The sequence below is a fragment of the Klebsiella sp. PK18 genome, assembly GCF_057784655.1.
This window is the reverse complement of the sequence record NZ_CM173493.1, coordinates 1736170-1753361: the sequence shown is the minus strand read 5'-3', so window position 1 is coordinate 1753361 and position 17192 is coordinate 1736170. Positions and strand designations below refer to the sequence as shown.

General features: G+C 59.0%; 16 protein-coding genes and 1 other annotated feature. Of the genes, 9 read left to right on the top strand and 7 right to left on the bottom strand.

What is annotated here, in order from left to right; translation table 11 throughout:
* Positions 1-1493 precede the first annotated feature (1493 nt).
* The 4 genes from plaP to AC3EMD_RS08465 all read right to left on the bottom strand — a co-directional run bounded on the left by plaP (position 1494) and on the right by AC3EMD_RS08465 (position 4895).
* A complete protein-coding gene (plaP, locus tag AC3EMD_RS08480) occupies positions 1494-2852 on the bottom strand; it encodes a putrescine/proton symporter PlaP (RefSeq protein ID WP_004148994.1) in 1359 nt (452 codons plus the stop codon).
* Positions 2842-2904, bottom strand: a complete 63-nt coding sequence (gene yoeI, locus AC3EMD_RS08475) for a membrane protein YoeI (protein WP_096335043.1) — start codon at positions 2902-2904, stop codon at positions 2842-2844. Before yoeI ends, plaP begins: the two co-directional genes overlap by 11 nt.
* A 237-nt stretch (positions 2905-3141) precedes the next feature.
* Positions 3142-4032 carry a LysR family transcriptional regulator gene (locus AC3EMD_RS08470; protein ID WP_218809578.1) on the bottom strand — a complete coding sequence of 297 codons (891 nt, stop codon included), beginning with the start codon at positions 4030-4032 and terminating at the stop codon, positions 3142-3144.
* Between the two features lie 38 nt (positions 4033-4070).
* Complete coding sequence (locus AC3EMD_RS08465; protein WP_008804116.1) at positions 4071-4895, bottom strand: SDR family oxidoreductase; 825 nt, start codon at positions 4893-4895, stop codon at positions 4071-4073.
* Positions 4896-5071: 176 nt separating this feature from the next.
* Between AC3EMD_RS08465 and hisL the strand changes: the two genes are divergently transcribed.
* The 9 genes from hisL (at position 5072) to hisIE (ending at position 12308) form a co-directional block, all read left to right on the top strand.
* On the top strand, positions 5072-5122 hold the full coding sequence (gene hisL, locus AC3EMD_RS08460) for a his operon leader peptide (RefSeq protein ID WP_004899375.1): 51 nt from the start codon (positions 5072-5074) through the stop codon (positions 5120-5122).
* Positions 5098-5220, top strand: a sequence feature (His leader region). It overlaps the preceding gene by 25 nt.
* Before the next feature lie 47 nt (positions 5221-5267).
* A complete protein-coding gene (gene hisG / locus AC3EMD_RS08455; RefSeq protein ID WP_002912152.1) occupies positions 5268-6167 on the top strand; it encodes an ATP phosphoribosyltransferase in 900 nt (299 codons plus the stop codon).
* Between the two features lie 39 nt (positions 6168-6206).
* A complete protein-coding gene (gene hisD, locus AC3EMD_RS08450) occupies positions 6207-7511 on the top strand; it encodes a histidinol dehydrogenase (protein ID WP_110233655.1) in 1305 nt (434 codons plus the stop codon).
* The gene (hisC, locus tag AC3EMD_RS08445; RefSeq protein ID WP_101856896.1) at positions 7508-8569 is read left to right on the top strand and encodes a histidinol-phosphate transaminase; all 1062 of its coding nucleotides are present in this window, start codon (positions 7508-7510) and stop codon (positions 8567-8569) included. The genes hisD and hisC overlap by 4 nt, the downstream gene beginning before the upstream one ends.
* Positions 8566-9633, top strand: a complete 1068-nt coding sequence (gene hisB / locus AC3EMD_RS08440) for a bifunctional histidinol-phosphatase/imidazoleglycerol-phosphate dehydratase HisB (protein ID WP_008804114.1) — start codon at positions 8566-8568, stop codon at positions 9631-9633. The genes hisC and hisB overlap by 4 nt, the downstream gene beginning before the upstream one ends.
* Positions 9633-10223 (top strand): imidazole glycerol phosphate synthase subunit HisH, encoded by a 591-nt coding sequence (gene hisH, locus AC3EMD_RS08435; RefSeq protein WP_008804113.1) that lies wholly within the window; start codon positions 9633-9635, stop codon positions 10221-10223. The genes hisB and hisH overlap by 1 nt, the downstream gene beginning before the upstream one ends.
* Positions 10223-10960 (top strand): 1-(5-phosphoribosyl)-5-[(5-phosphoribosylamino)methylideneamino]imidazole-4-carboxamide isomerase, encoded by a 738-nt coding sequence (gene hisA, locus AC3EMD_RS08430; protein ID WP_004152515.1) that lies wholly within the window; start codon positions 10223-10225, stop codon positions 10958-10960. Before hisH ends, hisA begins: the two co-directional genes overlap by 1 nt.
* Positions 10942-11718 (top strand): imidazole glycerol phosphate synthase subunit HisF, encoded by a 777-nt coding sequence (gene hisF, locus AC3EMD_RS08425; RefSeq protein WP_008804112.1) that lies wholly within the window; start codon positions 10942-10944, stop codon positions 11716-11718. The genes hisA and hisF overlap by 19 nt, the downstream gene beginning before the upstream one ends.
* Entirely contained in the window at positions 11712-12308 is a 597-nt protein-coding gene (hisIE, locus tag AC3EMD_RS08420; RefSeq protein WP_008804111.1) for a bifunctional phosphoribosyl-AMP cyclohydrolase/phosphoribosyl-ATP diphosphatase HisIE, read from the top strand. Before hisF ends, hisIE begins: the two co-directional genes overlap by 7 nt.
* Positions 12309-12346: 38 nt before the next feature.
* On the opposite strand, the gene wbdC is transcribed toward hisIE, so the two are convergent.
* The 3 genes from wbdC to wbdA are packed head-to-tail and all read right to left on the bottom strand — an operon-like array spanning position 12347 to position 17186.
* Entirely contained in the window at positions 12347-13462 is a 1116-nt protein-coding gene (gene wbdC / locus AC3EMD_RS08415; RefSeq protein ID WP_004184789.1) for an N-acetyl-alpha-D-glucosaminyl-diphospho-ditrans,octacis-undecaprenol 3-alpha-mannosyltransferase WbdC, read from the bottom strand.
* A gap of 9 nt (positions 13463-13471) precedes the next feature.
* Entirely contained in the window at positions 13472-14617 is a 1146-nt protein-coding gene (locus AC3EMD_RS08410; protein WP_080783444.1) for a glycosyltransferase family 4 protein, read from the bottom strand.
* 46 nt (positions 14618-14663) lie between these two features.
* Positions 14664-17186, bottom strand: a complete 2523-nt coding sequence (gene wbdA, locus AC3EMD_RS08405; RefSeq protein ID WP_023297945.1) for a polymannosyl GlcNAc-diphospho-ditrans,octacis-undecaprenol 2,3-alpha-mannosylpolymerase WbdA — start codon at positions 17184-17186, stop codon at positions 14664-14666.
* Positions 17187-17192: the final 6 nt, after the last annotated feature.

Here is a 17192-nt window from a genome sequence, read left to right as displayed (position 1 = left end):
GGGCGGCGGCGACTGGCCGCCCCCTGTGCGCTCCCAGCACCATAAGAGACATAACGCAGAAGACTAACCGGGAGCGCAAACTACGCTGAAGCCACAGATAACATAAACAACCACACTGCAGTGCTTCCCCTCACCCTAACCCTCTCCCGGAGGGAGAGGGAACCGTCCGGTCGTCGTTTCCGTGGCCAACATATTGCCGGGTGGCGGCTGCGCCTGACCCGGCCTACAACCCCAAATCACCACTGGATCAGGGGCCGCTGAAACTGCCGGTGCTGGCGGCCTCAAAATCGCTGAGACGTTCCCGGCAGGCCGGGGCAGCCCGCATGGATGCGGGCTGAGGGCCGTGTTTTGCAGGGACGCTGCCTCGGCCCGACCCGAAGCCTGCAGGGATAAGTCGAAGGTACCACGCAGTGGCGATTTTGCTGGCCGGAGCCCGGGGGTACAGGGGGCGGCGGCGACTGGCCGCCCCCTGTGCGCTCCCAGCACCATAAGAGACATAACGCAGAAGACTAACCGGGAGCGCAAACTACGCTGAAGCCACTGATAACATAAACAACCACACTGCAATGCTTCCCCTCACCCTAACCCTCTCCCGGAGGGAGAGGGAACCGTCCGGCCGTCGTTTACGTGGCCAACATATTGCCGGGTGGCGGCTGCGCCTGACCCGGCCTACGGAGTCTGAGAACGTGGCAAACCGATAACCGTCTCCACCGCCGCCGGGCAATACATCAGGCTCCGTGTCCAACATGTTGCCGGGTGGCGCTTCGCTTACCCGGCCTACAAAGCCATTTACATATCAGAAGGTTACTCAACACCGTAGGCCCGGCAAGCGCCGCGCCGCCGGGCAAGGACAGCGGGCGCGGAGCCGCTTTTGTGCCGGGTGGCGCTTCGCTTACCCAGCCTACAACCCCAAATCACCACTGGATCAAGGGCCGCTGAAACTGCCGGTGCTGGCGGCCTCAAAATCGCTGAGACGTTCCCGGCAGGCCGGGGCAGCCCGCATGGATGCGGGCTGAGGGCCGTGTTTTGCACGGACGCTGCCTCGGCCCGACCCGAAGCCTGCAGGGATAAGTCGAAGGTACCACGAAGTGGCGATTTTGCTGGCCGGAGCCCGGGGGTACAGGGGGCGGCGGCGACTGGCCGCCCCCTGTGCGCTCCCAGCACCATAAGAGACATAACGCAGAAGACTAACCGGGAGCGCAAACTACGCTGAAGCCACAGATAACATAAACAACCACACTGCAGTGCTTCCCCTCACCCTAACCCTCTCCCGGAGGGAGAGGGAACCGTCCGGTCGTCGTTTCCGTGGCCAACATATTGCCGGGTGGCGCTTCGCTTACCCGGCCTACATAACCATTAAATTTCAGAAGGTTAACCATCACCGTAGGCCCGCGCAAGCGCAGCGCCGCCGGGCAAAAGGTATCGCACCGGGCCAAACGAAAAAAAAGCCGGAGGTTTCCCTCCGGCTTTTCTCATTTACATCACGCTATGCCTTAGGCCACATCTTCATACTGCGGCACCGGGTTGCGGAAGCTTTTGGTCACGCAGGCCAGATAGACCAGACCGATACCGGCCCAGATCAGGCCCAGAATCATCGAGCTCTCTTCCAGGTTGACCCACAGCGCGCCAACGGTCAGGGCGCCGCACATCGGCAGGAACAGATACTGGAAGTGGTCTTTCAGCGTCTTGTTGCGTTTCTCACGGATCCAGAACTGCGAAATCACCGACAGGTTAACGAAGGTAAACGCCACCAGCGCACCAAAGTTAATCAGCGCCGTCGCCATCACCAGGTCGAAGTTAATCGCCAGCAGCGCAATAGCGCCGACCAGGATGATGTTCATCGCCGGGGTGCGCCAGGTCGGGTGAACATAGCCGAAGAAGCTTTTCGGGAACACGCCGTCACGGCCCATCACGTACATCAGACGCGCCACGCCAGCGTGCGCCGCCATACCGGAAGCCAGCACGGTGATGGTGGAGAAGATCAACGCGCCAACCTGGAAGGCTTTACCTGCTACGTAGAGCATAATTTCCGGCTGTGACGCATCCGGATCTTTAAAGCGCGAGATGTCCGGGAAATACAGCTGCAGGAAGTAGGTGGCAAAGATGAAGATCAGGCCGCCAATCAGCGCGGTCAGGAAAATCGCCCGCGGGATGACGCGCTCTGCATCTTTGGTCTCTTCAGACAGGTTGCTGATGCCGTCGAAGCCGGTAAACGAGAAGCACAGGATCGTCGCCCCAGTAATCATCGGGATCACGTGCGCGTCACCGGACCAGAACGGACGGCTGCTGGCCAGCGTACCGGCGCCTTCGCCTTCAAACACGCCATAAATCACCATGCCGAGAATAACGGCAATCAGCACCACCTGCAGCACCACGATCACGGTGTTGAAGTTGGCGACGGATTTAATACTGCGCAGGTTAAAGGCGGTCATAAAGGCGACCAGCGCGATAACAAACACCCACGACGGAATCGAAGGCACCAGCGCTTCAAAATAGATTTTCGCCAGCAGAATGTTGATCATCGGCGCGAACAGGTAGTCGAGCAGCGAGGACCAACCCACCATAAAGCCGACGGTCGGGCTGATGGATTTCTGCGCATAGGTATACGCCGAGCCGGCAGAAGGGTAACGACGTACCAGCTTGCCATAGCTCAGGGCAGTAAACAGAATGGCGATTAACGCAAAGGCGTAGGCCGTCGGCACGTGACCGTCGGTCATACCAGAGACGATACCAAACGTATCGAACAGCGTCATCGGCTGCATATAGGCCAGGCCCATCATTACAACCGGAACTAACGTAAGCGTTTTACGTAATTCCACGCGAGAGGTATTTGGAGTAGCGTTATGCGACATAGTTATCCCCTTTTACGGTGAACGCCAGCGCGTAAGCAAAAAATTGCCCCATTTCTTTCTATTCCTCAGCGACAACGACTGTCGGTTTTTAGTAAATATCTATCCGGTACGAAGCCCGGCCTCTTGGTATTGAATGATGTGTCTTTCGACCAAAAAAATAACCGACACTTTTAAAAAAAGCGTCGGCTAGTCTCTGGTTTTCAGGCCGCATATTTTGCAACAAATTCAACGGCGTTGACAAGATGTTATGAAGTTCATTGCGTAAGCGTATTTTTTAACGTGCTAATATCTATACGATTTCCGTATGATAAATTGTAAAAATAGCACTATTTGCTAATAGCGTTTCCCGCCACCACTTGCTGGCCAAACCGCAGGTGGCGTCATTCCAGGCGATCCAGGCATGCTGGCGGGGCGACAGCCCGCGAACCGCCATGCTGATGAGCTCGCCGCTCTCCAGCAGCCCCTGCACCTGGTAACGCGGCAGACAGCCCCAGCCCAGCCCCATGCGCAGCAGCGCCAGCTGCCCCGCGGCGTCACACACCGTCAGGGTCTCCTGATCGCTGAGCAGCGCCCCGCCCTCGCCGGTGGCCACCGCCCGGTAACGGCGCAGGGTCCGCCAGCTCAGCGGAGCGCGGTGTCGCGCCAGCGGATGCTGCGGGGAAACCACCAGCAGCAGCTCCAGCTCGCCGAGGGGGAGATAGTCATAGCCGCTCAGCGGCGGCGGCTCGCCGAGGGCGCCCAGCAGCAGATCGGCCTGCCCGTCAGTCAGCGGCCGCCAGTCCAGCAGCGAGGGGTTTTGCGTGAAGTGCAGCCGGGTCAGCGGCTGTTGTTGATAAAATGCGGCAATCAGCGGCGAAAGCTGCATCACGGGAAAAGTGCAGTCCACCGCCAGGCGGAGGGTGTGCTCCCACCCCTGCTGCAGCTTGACCGCCCGGATCTCCAGTTCGCGGGCGATATGCAGCACCTCCCGCCCTTTCTCCAGCAGCATTTGTCCGGTGGGGGTAAAGCGCGCGCGGTGTCCGCTGCGGTCGAGCAGCTGAATATTGAGATCGCTTTCCAGCCGGTGAATGGTGTAGCTCAGCGCCGAGGGCGTTTTAAAGAGCTTTGCCGACGCGGCGGCAAAGCTCCCCTCTTTTTCCAGCGCGTCGAGGATCAAGAGGACATCCAGCAGTGGTTTCATCGCTACCCCCTTACGGTATGCGAATCACCGCTGGTAGATCACTCCATCGGCATCACCAGCGGATCGGGGTACTGGTACTCAAACCCCAGCTCATTGCAGATACGATTGCCATCCACAATCTTGCCCTGACCACCGTCCGGGCTGTCGCTGAACACCGGGGGCGGCAGCCCCAGTTCACGGGCCATCTGCGGATAAAAGAGGCCGCGCGCCGGATGGCGGGGCGCACATAGATTATAGATGTGCCCGCCCTTCGGGGCCTGCAACAGCAGTTCGATAGCGGCCACCACATCCTGCAAATGCACCAGATTGACCACGTGCTGGCCATCCGGCGCCGACTTGCCGGCAAAAAAACGTCCCGGATGACGGGAAGGCCCCACCAGCCCGGCCAGACGCAGAATATCCACCGAGGTTCCCGGCAGGTTGTGCAGCCAGTCCTCCAGCTCCTTGAGCACCTGCCCGCTGGCGGTTTGCGGCAGACGCGGGGAGTTCTCTTTCACCGTGCCATTGACGTTGCCATACACCGAGGTGGAACTGGTGAAGACGATCCGCGGAATATGGTGCGCCAGCGCAGTATCGACAATCTCCTGCACCGCCTGCAGATAAAACCCTTCTCCCGCCCCGGTACGCCGGGCCGGCAGCGTGATCACCAGCGCATCGACGTTCATCAGCGCGTCGAGGTCCTCGGTATCACAGACCAGCTGCGGCTCCAGGCGCAGCGGATAGCTGTCAATCCCGCACATCCGCGCCGCCTCCACGCCATCCTGCGTGGTTTTACTGCCGGTGACCTGCCAGCCTCGCGCCATCAATGACAGCGCCAGCGGCATCCCCAGCCATCCCAAACCGACTATCGCGACCTTTTTCATCCCAGGCTCCTGACTCTTTCGCTGTGCTGATTACAGGCTACGCCAGCCTGCGGCAACTGACAATTTCTTCGCTCAATGTGAAATGAATTAATGATAGAAAAAAGCCCTTGCTTTCTGCGGCGGAAGTGGTTTAGGTTAAAGGACATCAAATGCATAGTCATTCACAGAGAATTTTTATGAACCGCGTTCAATTTAAACACCACCATCATCACCATCATCCTGACTAGTCTTTCAGGCGATGTGTGCTGGAAGACATTTGGATCTTCCAGTGGTGCATGAACGCGCAGAGAGCCCCCGGAAGATTCACTTCCGGGGGCTTTTTTTTGGACCAAATTCGGACAGATTCAGACAGGTATTCAGAGGAAAAGAACAATGTTAGACAACACCCGTTTACGCATAGCTATTCAGAAATCAGGCCGTTTAAGCGAAGATTCACGCGAATTACTCAGCCGCTGCGGCATTAAAGTCAATTTGCACACCCAGCGTCTGATTGCGCTGGCGGAAAATATGCCAATCGACATTCTGCGCGTGCGTGATGACGATATCCCGGGCCTGGTGATGGACGGTGTTGTCGACCTCGGCATTATCGGCGAAAACGTGCTGGAAGAAGAGCTGCTCAGCCGCCGCGCTCAGGGCGAAGACCCGCGCTACTTCACCCTGCGTCGTCTCGACTTCGGCGGCTGCCGCCTGTCGCTGGCGACCCCGGTGGATGAAGCCTGGAACGGCCCGGCGGCGCTGGACGGCAAACGCATCGCCACCTCTTACCCGCACCTGCTGAAGCGCTACCTCGATCAAAAAGGTATCTCTTTTAAATCCTGTCTGCTGAACGGCTCCGTGGAAGTGGCGCCGCGCGCCGGCCTCGCCGACGCCATCTGCGACCTCGTCTCCACCGGCGCCACCCTGGAAGCCAACGGTCTGCGCGAAGTGGAAGTGATCTACCGCTCCAAAGCCTGCCTGATCCAGCGCGACGGCGAGATGGCCGACGCCAAACAGCAGCTGATTGACCGCCTGCTGACCCGTATTCAGGGCGTGATCCAGGCCCGCGAGTCGAAATACATCATGATGCACGCTCCGACCGAACGCCTGGAAGAAGTGGTTGCCCTGCTGCCGGGCGCCGAGCGTCCGACTATTCTGCCGCTGGCAGGCGACAAGCAGCGCGTGGCGATGCACATGGTCAGCAGCGAAACCCTGTTCTGGGAGACCATGGAAAAACTGAAAGCGCTGGGCGCCAGCTCCATTCTGGTGCTGCCGATTGAGAAGATGATGGAGTAATCGGCCAGCCGGTCACGGGACACACAGGGGAAAACAATCATGAGCTTCAACACAATCATCGACTGGAACGGCTGTAGCGCAGACCAACAGCAACAACTCTTAACGCGCCCGGCGATTTCCGCCTCCGACAGCATCAGTAAAACGGTGGCGGAGATCCTCGATAACGTCAAAGCCAACGGCGACGCGGCGCTGCGCGAATACAGCGCAAAGTTTGATAAAACCACCGTCGCCGCGCTGCAGGTGAGCGAGGCGGAGATCGCCGCCGCCGGCGAACGCCTCAGCGACGAGCTGAAGCAGGCGATGGCGGTGGCGGTGAAAAACATCGAGACCTTCCACAACGCGCAACAGCTGCAGGCGGTGGATGTCGAAACGCTGCCGGGGGTGCGCTGCCAGCAGGTCACCCGCCCTATCGCCTCCGTCGGGCTGTATATTCCGGGCGGCTCGGCGCCGCTGTTCTCCACGGTGCTGATGCTGGCGACGCCGGCGCGCATCGCCGGCTGTCAGCAGGTGGTGCTCTGCTCGCCGCCGCCGATCGCCGATGAGATCCTCTATGCCGCGCAGCTGTGCGGCGTGAAAACCATCTTTAACGTTGGCGGCGCCCAGGCCATCGCCGCCCTCGCCCTCGGGACCGAGTCGGTGCCGAAGGTGGATAAAATCTTTGGCCCGGGTAACGCTTACGTCACGGAAGCCAAACGTCAGGTCAGCCAGCGTCTGGACGGCGCAGCCATCGACATGCCGGCCGGCCCGTCGGAAGTGCTGGTGATCGCCGACAGCGGCGCCACCCCGGACTTTGTCGCCTCCGACCTGCTGTCGCAGGCGGAACACGGCCCGGACTCGCAGGTGATCCTCCTGACCCCGGACGCCGACCTCGGCAACCGCGTCGCTGAGGCCGTCGAACGCCAGCTGGCCGCCCTGCCGCGCGCGGAAACCGCCCGCGTGGCCCTCTCCGCCAGCCGGATCATCGTGGCCCGCGACCTGGAGCAGTGCGTGGCTATCTCCAACCAGTATGGCCCGGAGCACCTGATCATTCAGACCCGTCAAGCCCGCGAGCTGGTGGACAGCATCACCAGCGCCGGTTCGGTTTTCCTCGGCGACTGGTCACCGGAATCCGCGGGCGATTACGCCTCGGGCACCAACCACGTCCTGCCGACCTATGGGTATACCGCCACCTGTTCGAGCCTCGGCCTGGCCGACTTCCAGAAGCGGATGACCGTGCAGGAGCTGTCGCGCGACGGCTTTGCCGCCCTCGCCTCAACGATTGAGATCCTGGCCGCCGCCGAGCGCCTTGATGCCCACAAAAACGCCGTAACGCTGCGCGTTGCCGCCCTGAAGGAGCAAGCATGAGCATTGAAGATTTAGCCCGCGCCAACGTCCGTGCGCTGACCCCGTATCAATCCGCTCGCCGTCTGGGCGGCAAAGGCGACGTCTGGCTGAACGCCAACGAATTCCCGACCGCCGTGGCTTTCCAGCTTACCGCGCAAACGATGAACCGCTATCCGGAGCCGCAGCCGAAGGCAGTCATCGAGAGCTACGCCCGCTACGCCGGCGTCAAACCAGAGCAGGTGCTGGTCAGCCGCGGCGCCGACGAAGGGATTGAGCTGCTGATCCGCGCTTTCTGTGAGCCCGGCAAAGACGCGCTACTCTACTGCCCGCCCACCTACGGCATGTACAGCGTCAGCGCCGAGACCATCGGCGTCGAATGCCGCACCGTGCCGACCCTCGCCGACTGGCAGCTCGACCTGCCGGGTATCGAGGCGCAGCTGGACGGCGTGAAGGTGGTCTTTGTCTGCAGCCCGAACAACCCGACCGGTCAGATCATCGATCCGCAGTCGATACGCGACCTGCTGGAGATGACCCGCGATAAAGCCATCGTGGTCGCCGACGAAGCCTATATTGAATTCTGCCCGCAGGCGACGCTCGCCGGCTGGCTCAGCGACTATCCGCACCTGGTGGTGCTGCGCACGCTGTCCAAAGCCTTCGCCCTCGCCGGCCTGCGCTGCGGCTTCACCCTCGCCAACGCCGAGGTGATTAACGTGCTGCTGAAAGTGATCGCTCCGTATCCGCTCTCCACGCCGGTGGCCGATATCGCCGCCCAGGCGCTGAGCGCGGAAGGCATCACGGCGATGCGCCAGCGCGTGGCGCAGATCCTCGACGAGCGCCGCTACCTGGTGGAACAGCTGCGCGGCATCGCCTGCGTGGAGCAGGTCTTCGATTCCGAGGCGAACTACGTTCTGGCGCGGATAACCGCCTCCAGCGCAGTGTTTAAATCTTTGTGGGATCAGGGCATTATCTTACGTGACCAGAATAAACAACCTTCATTGAGCGGCTGTTTGCGTATCACTATCGGTACCCGTGCTGAGAGCCAGCGCGTGATTGACGCCTTGACTGCGGAGAATGTATGACCCAGAAGTATCTCTTTATTGACCGTGACGGCACCCTGATTTCCGAACCGCCGGTGGATTTCCAGGTGGACCGTTTCGACAAGCTGGCGTTTGAGCCGCAGGTGATCCCGGCGCTGCTGAAGCTGCAGCAGGAAGGCTATAAGCTGGTGATGATCACCAACCAGGATGGCCTGGGAACCGACAGTCTGCCGCAGGAAGCATTTGATGGCCCGCACAACCTGATGATGCAGATCTTCGCCTCGCAGGGCGTCAATTTCGAAGAGGTGCTGATTTGTCCGCACTTCCCGGGCGACAACTGCGCCTGCCGCAAACCGAAAACGCAGCTGGTGTTGCCGTGGCTGGAAGACGGCGTACTGGATAAAAGCCACAGCTATGTGATTGGCGACCGGGCCACCGACCTTGAGCTGGCGGATAACATGGGGATTACCGGCCTGCGCTATGACCGTGAGACCCTGGACTGGCCGACCATCAGCGAGCAGCTGACCCGCCGCGACCGCTATGCCCACGTCGAGCGCATCACCAAAGAGACCCAGGTGGACGTGAAGGTGTGGCTGGACCGTGAAGGCGGCAGCAAGATCCACACCGGCGTCGGCTTTTTTGACCATATGCTCGACCAAATCGCCACCCACGGCGGCTTCCGCATGGAGATCAACGTCGGCGGCGATCTGTACATCGACGATCATCACACCGTGGAAGATACCGGCCTGGCCCTCGGCGAAGCCCTGAAGCTGGCGCTTGGCGACAAACGCGGCATCAACCGCTTCGGCTTCGTGCTGCCGATGGACGAGTGTCTCGCCCGCTGCGCGCTGGATATCTCCGGCCGTCCGCACCTGGAGTATAAGGCGGACTTCACCTATCAGCGCGTCGGCGATCTGAGCACCGAGATGGTGGAACACTTCTTCCGCTCGCTCTCTTACACCATGGCGGTGACCCTGCACCTGAAAACCAAGGGCAAGAACGATCACCACCGCGTGGAGAGCCTGTTCAAAGCCTTTGGCCGTACGCTGCGCCAGGCGATCCGCGTCCAGGGCGATGCCCTGCCGTCTTCCAAAGGGGTGCTGTGATGAATGTGGTGATCCTTGATACCGGGTGCGCCAACCTCAATTCGGTGAAATCGGCGATTGGCCGCCACGGCTATGAGCCGGTGGTCAGCCGCGATCCGGAGGTGGTATTGCGTGCCGATAAACTGTTTCTTCCCGGCGTCGGCACCGCCCAGGCGGCGATGGACCAGCTGCGCGACCGCGATCTGATCGACCTGATCAAAGCCTGTACCCAGCCGGTGCTGGGGATTTGCCTGGGCATGCAGCTGCTCGGCAAGCGCAGCGAGGAGAACAACGGCGTCGATCTGCTGGGCATTATCGAAGAAGAGGTGCCGAAGATGACCGACCACGGTCTGCCATTGCCGCACATGGGCTGGAACCGGGTGTATGCCAAAGCAGGCGATCGTCTGTTCCGCGGCATTGAAGAAGGCGCGTATTTCTACTTCGTGCACAGCTACGCCATGCCGGTCAACCCGTACACCATCGCCCAGTGCAATTACGGTGAGGCGTTCACCGCCGCGGTGCAGAAAGATAACTTCTTTGGCGTGCAGTTCCACCCGGAGCGCTCCGGGAGCGCCGGGGCGCAGCTGCTGAAAAACTTCCTGGAGATGTGATGATTATTCCTGCTTTAGATTTAATCGACGGCACCGTCGTTCGTCTCCACCAGGGCGATTACGGCCAGCAGCGCGACTATGGCAGCGATCCGCTGCCGCGCCTGCAGTCCTATGCCGCTCAGGGGGCGGAAGTCCTGCACCTGGTCGACCTGACCGGGGCGAAGGATCCGGCGAAACGCCAGATCCCCTTGCTGAAATCGCTGGTCGCCGGCGTTGACGTCCCGGTACAGGTTGGCGGCGGCGTGCGGACCGAAGCGGATGTCGCGGCCCTGCTTGAGGCCGGCGTCGCCCGCGTGGTGGTCGGCTCCACCGCGGTAAAGTCCCCGGAGGAAGTGAAAGGCTGGTTTAAACGCTTTGGCCCTGAACGGCTGGTGCTTGCGCTCGACGTGCGCATTGACGCCGACGGCAACAAGCAGGTGGCGGTCAGCGGCTGGCAGGAAAACTCCGGCGTGACGCTGGAGGAGCTGGTGGAAAGTTATCTGCCGGTCGGCCTGCAGCACGTGCTGTGCACCGATATCTCCCGCGACGGCACGCTGGCAGGCTCTAACGTCTCGCTGTACGAGGAAGTCTGCGCCCGCTACCCGCAGGTGGCGTTTCAGTCATCCGGCGGCATCGGCGATCTTAAAGATATTGCCGCGCTGCGCGGCACTGGAGTGCGCGGCGTGATTGTTGGTCGCGCGCTGCTGGAAGGTAAATTCAACGTAACGGAGGCCATTCAATGCTGGCAAAACGGATAATCCCCTGCCTCGACGTCCGCGACGGCCAGGTAGTGAAAGGCGTGCAGTTCCGTAATCACGAGATCATTGGCGACATCGTCCCGCTGGCCAAGCGCTATGCCGACGAAGGGGCTGACGAACTGGTGTTCTATGATATCACCGCCTCCAGCGACGGCCGGGTGGTCGACAAGAGCTGGGTGTCGCGCGTGGCGGAAGTGATCGACATTCCTTTCTGCGTAGCCGGCGGGATCAAGTCGCTGGAAGACGCGGCGCAGATCCTCTCCTTCGGCGCCGATAAGATTTCGATTAACTCCCCTGCTCTCGCCGACCCGACGCTGATCACCCGCCTTGCCGACCGCTTTGGCGTGCAGTGCATTGTGGTGGGGATTGATACCTGGTTTGATGCAGAGACCGGCAAATATCACGTCAACCAGTATACCGGCGACGAGACCCGCACCCGGGTGACACAGTGGGAAACCCTCGACTGGGTGGAGGAAGTGCAGAAGCGCGGCGCGGGCGAGATCGTCCTCAATATGATGAACCAGGACGGGGTGCGCAACGGTTACGACCTGCAGCAGCTGGCGAAGGTTCGCGCAGTGTGCCATGTCCCGCTGATCGCCTCCGGCGGCGCGGGCACCATGGAACACTTCCTCGAAGCCTTCCGCGACGCCAACGTTGACGGCGCACTGGCGGCCTCGGTATTCCACAAACAGATTATTAATATTGGCGAACTGAAAGCGTACCTGGCGGCACAGGGCGTGGAGATAAGGGTATGTTGACTGAACAGCTGGACTGGGAAAAAACGGACGGCATGATGCCGGCCATCGTGCAGCACGCCGTATCCGGCGAAGTGCTGATGCTGGGCTACATGAACAAGGAGGCGCTGGAGAAAACCGAAGCCACCGGCAAGGTCACCTTTTACTCACGCACCAAACAACGGCTGTGGACCAAGGGTGAAACCTCAGGTAATGTCCTCAACGTGGTGAGCATCACGCCGGACTGTGACAACGATACGCTGCTGGTGCTGGTAAACCCGATCGGGCCGACCTGCCACAAAGGCACCACCAGCTGCTTCGGCGAAACCGGCCACCAGTGGCTGTTCCTCTATCAGCTGGAGCAGCTGCTGGCCGAGCGTAAGCACGCCGACCCGGAGAGCTCCTACACGGCGAAGCTGTACGCCAGCGGCACCAAGCGTATTGCGCAGAAAGTGGGGGAAGAAGGCGTGGAGACCGCGCTGGCCGCCACGGTGAACGACCGCTTCGAGCTGAAGAATGAGGCGTCGGATTTGATGTACCACCTGCTGGTGCTGCTGCAGGACCAGGGGCTGGATCTCGGGGAAGTGATTGATAATCTGAAGAGTCGTCACTAACGCGTTAACCCCCGCCGCAATGGCGGGGGTAGCTGACCTCAGGATTTGCTTTCCAGCAGCGTAGTGTAGAGATTGACGTAAGCGTCAATCATATGGTCGGCAGTAAACATCTCTTCAAAACGACGACGCGAGTTTTCGCCATAGCGGCTGGCGGTTTCATCGTTATGCCAGAGCTCATTCATCGCCTCCACCAGCGCCTGACTGTCATTCGGCGGGATCACACAGCCATTCACTTTGTCCTGGTTAATGAACGAGGTCCCGGTGCCGATCTCGCAGGAGATCAGCGGCCTGGCGAAGCGCGCGCCTTCCAGTAATGTAATGCCAAACGCTTCGGAACGTAGATGCGAGGGGAAGACCACGCCCCGGCAGAGCTGGAAGAGAATGTATTTATCTTCGTCGTTGAGCATGCCGGTAAACACCACATTGCTCAGCCCGCGTTGCTGCGCCTCACGACGCACTTCCGCCTCCAGCGGCCCGCCCCCGACGATCACCACCGGCAGCCTGCTACGTTCGGCGGCATCCAGCAGAATGTGCAGCCCTTTGTAGTAGCGGAAAGCGCCGACGAAGAGGAAGAAGTTATCGCCGACGGTTTCCCGCCAGTGCGCCACCCGCTGTGGATCGTGTTGCACGTCATGCTGCTCCAGACCAAACGGGATCACCACGGTTTTATCCTGATATTTTTTCAGGGTCTGGCTGGAGGCCACGTAGTTGGGCGACGAGGCGACGATGCAGTCTACGCTGGCGAGGAATCGCTCCTGCAGCGGCTGGTACAACTTCATTAACCGTTTTTGTTTCACAATATCCGAGTGATAGGTCACCACCGTTCTGGCGTCAGGCCGCGCCGAAAGATGCAACATATCCATGAATGGAAACGGAAAATGGTAGTTGATGATGTCGTAATCATCTTTAATCTGCTTAAAACGCTTTAACGCTTTCAACGAAAACGGCGTGGAGGCAATTTCAAAAAGCTGCTTATTATAAATGACCCGATGGTCTTCGTAGGCGACAGGACCTGTCTCTTTGTCCGGGCTAAAAGTAAAAACATCGGCTGCGATTCCCCGGCGGGCGCAGCCCTGACTTAGCTGATAAATGACCTGCTCAATACCGCCGTAGGTATCGGGATAGTAGGTCTTATAGACGTGTAGAACTCTCAACTGACACCCTTAGAGTAATTTATAGGCGTTAATGGTCTGGGTCGTACAGTTCTCCCACGAAAACTGTTTCGCCTGGGCAAGACCGCGCGCGGTGGCGATTTCCCGCCAGCTATCATCCTGCAGGCTCTGCAAAATATGCACGCTAATCGCGTCTACATCATTAGGATCGGCAACGAGGCCGGCATCGCCAACCACCTCAGGCAAAGAAGTGACATTGGAACATACTACCGGCACACCGCAAGACATCGCTTCAAGAATAGGTAAACCGAATCCCTCATAGAAGGAGGGATAAACAAAGGTTCTGGCCGCCGCGTACAGATAAGGCAGGTCTTCATCCGGGACATAGCCCAGGTAACGGATCCACCCTTCACGCGTACCGCGCTCGACTAACTGCCACAGCACATCGTCTTCCCATCCGCGATAACCGCTGAGGATCAGCGGGTAGCGCATGCGGGTCTCCATCGGCAGCAGCTGATAGGCCTGCAGCAGACCGCGGATATTTTTACGCGGCTCCATGGTGCCGATATATAACGCATACCCCTGCCACGCCAGCTGATATTTCTGCAGGACCGGCAGGCACTCCGCCGGGCTGCGCGGAATATAGTCGCTGCTGCAGGCCAGCTTGGTGGTGACGATCCGATCCGCCGGATAGTTGAACAGGCGGATGATTTCACTGCGCGAGAAGTCGGAGACGGTCAGGATCAGCTTCGCCGAATCCAGGCTCTCGTGCAGGGACTTCTCCATATAGCGAACCCGATCTTTTGGATGATATTCCGGGCAGGTAAAAATGGAGATGTCATGAAACGTGGTCACGGCGCGTTCCAGGCGATGCGGCAGATAGAAATTGGGACCATGGTAAATGTAGTCTTTGTAATCGCGCAATGCCCACGCCTGGCGCCGCGGATGCAGCAGGCGATACGCCTCAATCAGCAGCGGCTGGCGGCGCAGAAACGCCGACAGACGACCATGATTGCTGGCTTTGCTATCGCTTTTATTCTCCACCTGGGGGATCTGGTCGATAAACGACGCGCCGTGAAACAGCTTCAGCTCTTCGATTTCACGGGCAACCGCCAGCCGCTTAACCAGCTCCAGGGAATACCGACCGATGCCCGTTAATGGGTATTTAATTGGCTCAGTAGCAAAAATAATTTTCATAACGAACTCATCACAAGGGCCACCGGAGTAGCCCTGTTGATAGCGATTATTGCTTCGCGGCTGGCGCGATAATCGGCAGGTTTTTCAGGAGAAATTCCGCGCTCTGTTTCCAGGTTAACCAGTTGATATTTTCGGAACGAGGATGCGCGTTTTGCTCGTACAGGGCTAACCACTCTTCTACCGCCTTCGCGATATCGGACGGCGCTTCACCGGAGAAATACCAGGCATGTTCCTGAGCAATCTCTTTAAACACCGGAATGTCGCGAATAATCACTGGCAGCTTTTTCTGCGCCGCTTCAATCAACGGCAGGCCAAAGCCTTCTCCCTGCGAGGCAAAGATCAGCGCGCGTGAACGAGCGTATAGCTCGGCCAAAAACTCGTCGCTGATATTCTGCAGCCAGAAGAGCTTTTTGTTCAGCTGCGGATGATGGCGTAATTTTTCGCACAAGCTGTCAACGTTCCAGCCCTGTTTGCCGACGATAAACAAGTTGTAGTCTTTGCCCTCGCGCCACAGTTCCTCGAAGGCGGCCAGCGTCTGGGCATGGCCTTTGCGCGGCTCCATGGTACCCACCATGATAAATGACGGGGCTGCAGCCATCGTTGCTAACAGCGCCTGTGCATTATCCGGCATGCCAGTGGACGGTACGCTGGCATCGAGGTCGGCTCCCAGATGGAAGTTGCTGACGGTCAGCAGCGGGTTCGGTTTCACCCAATGGCGATTTTCCGCAATCCACGCTTTCACATCCTCGGCGACGCTGGCAGAGACGCAGATCAGCCGATCGGCGTGCTCTGCGAGGCAGGACAGCCAGATCGGGAATTCACGCTGAATGCCTTCGATACTCCACTCCGGGCGGCGTAATGGCAGAATATCATGCACCACGAAGCAGGCGAACGCCCCGGCGGCGCGCATGCTGTCAATTTGCGTCACCACCTCCGGGAAGAGATGCGCGGTCAGATCGGTGGCGATAAGCACATCGTCTTTGCTGAACAGCACCGGTTCATCAGCGCCAAATTCGCCCGGGAAATGACTGGACAGATATTGGTTGGCGTAGCGATAACACTCGCCAGGGGTGTAGTAGACAGCGGAAACCTCGTAACCCGGCACGCCAGATTTCAGTAATTCGCTGAGGATACTGCGCGAGACGCGCTGGATCCCGGTCTTCGCGTCATGTTTCGCCAGAACCGAAATGTCCACCAGCAACTTGCGGGAATGGCGCTTAAAGCTATTGCGCGCAACCGCCCATGCCAGACCAAGACGGTCGACTTCGCTCAGCGCATCGATTTTCTGCATCGTCTGGATACGGGAGGCGGTCACGCTTTCCGCCTGCCCGGCATTCGCCTCTTGGGACGACTGCAGCAGACGAGTGAAACCCTCGATCGCCAGATGGGCGGTATTGGCCCACGAGAATTTGGCCGACTGCGCGAGAGCATGCGCTTTCAGCTCACGATAAAACGCCTCATCGGTCAGCGCCTTTTCCATGACCCGGCGAATGTCCTGCACATCATGCGGATTGAACATGGCATCTTCCCAGCCAATGACTTCCGGCAGGCTGGTAATGTTTGAACCCAGGGTCGCGGCCCCACAGCGCATCGCTTCCAGCGGCGGCAGGCCGAATCCCTCATGCAGCGACGGGAACACAAACAGTTTGCACAGGTTGTACAAGGCAATCAGATCGTCGTCGGTCAGGAAGCCGGTAAAGATAAGCTGGCTGCGTGACAGGCCATAGCTTTCCGCCAGACGCAGAATACGCTCCAGATCTTCAGGATGCACCTTATACGCGAGCACCATCGGATAGCGCTGCTGCAGTTCGGCAGGCAGCATGCTGTAAGCATGAATAAGCGCTTCAATGTTTTTCCGCGGCTCGATCATCGCCAGCGTTAGGATAAACTCATCCGGCAGGCTGTATTTGTCTTTTAAAGACTGAATACGCTCAGCAGAATAATCGATCACCGCAAACTCTTCGCCCACCGCCGAGGAGATGTTCAGTACCCGATCGCTGGCGATGTCGGTATATTCGATCACTTCCTGAGCTGCCGACTGCGAAATAGCGAAGATCGCGTCTGCCCGCTCAAATTCCGCCAGCTTGTTCATATAAAACTCACGGAAATTCGGATCGCCGAGGTAACGCTCTTTATTTAACAGCGGGATCAGATCGTGGCATACACACACCGTCTTCCAGGGCACATTATCCGCCGGAATAGACACGGTATAACTATCCCCATGGCCTTCGAAGAAGCTAATAACATAGACGATATCAGGCGCGATATTGGCGATAGCGATATCGCGGGCCGCCTGGGCTGCCTTGCTGCGACCGTGGTTTTCGATGTTGCAATAGGCCGTTGGCGCAACGGCGGAGAAGATGAACATATCTTCATCCGTCAGCAGGTCCCGATAGGCCATTTTGACATCATTGATATTATCAATGGGGTACATACCATTGATCAAAATACTGACGCGATGCTCACCGGCATTTTCAATAATGGCGCGGCTCATGGCCAGGGTACTGCGACCGATACCGCGGAATTTACTTTCCGACTGGTAACCCTGGACATCAATCAAAATATGCAAGTTAAT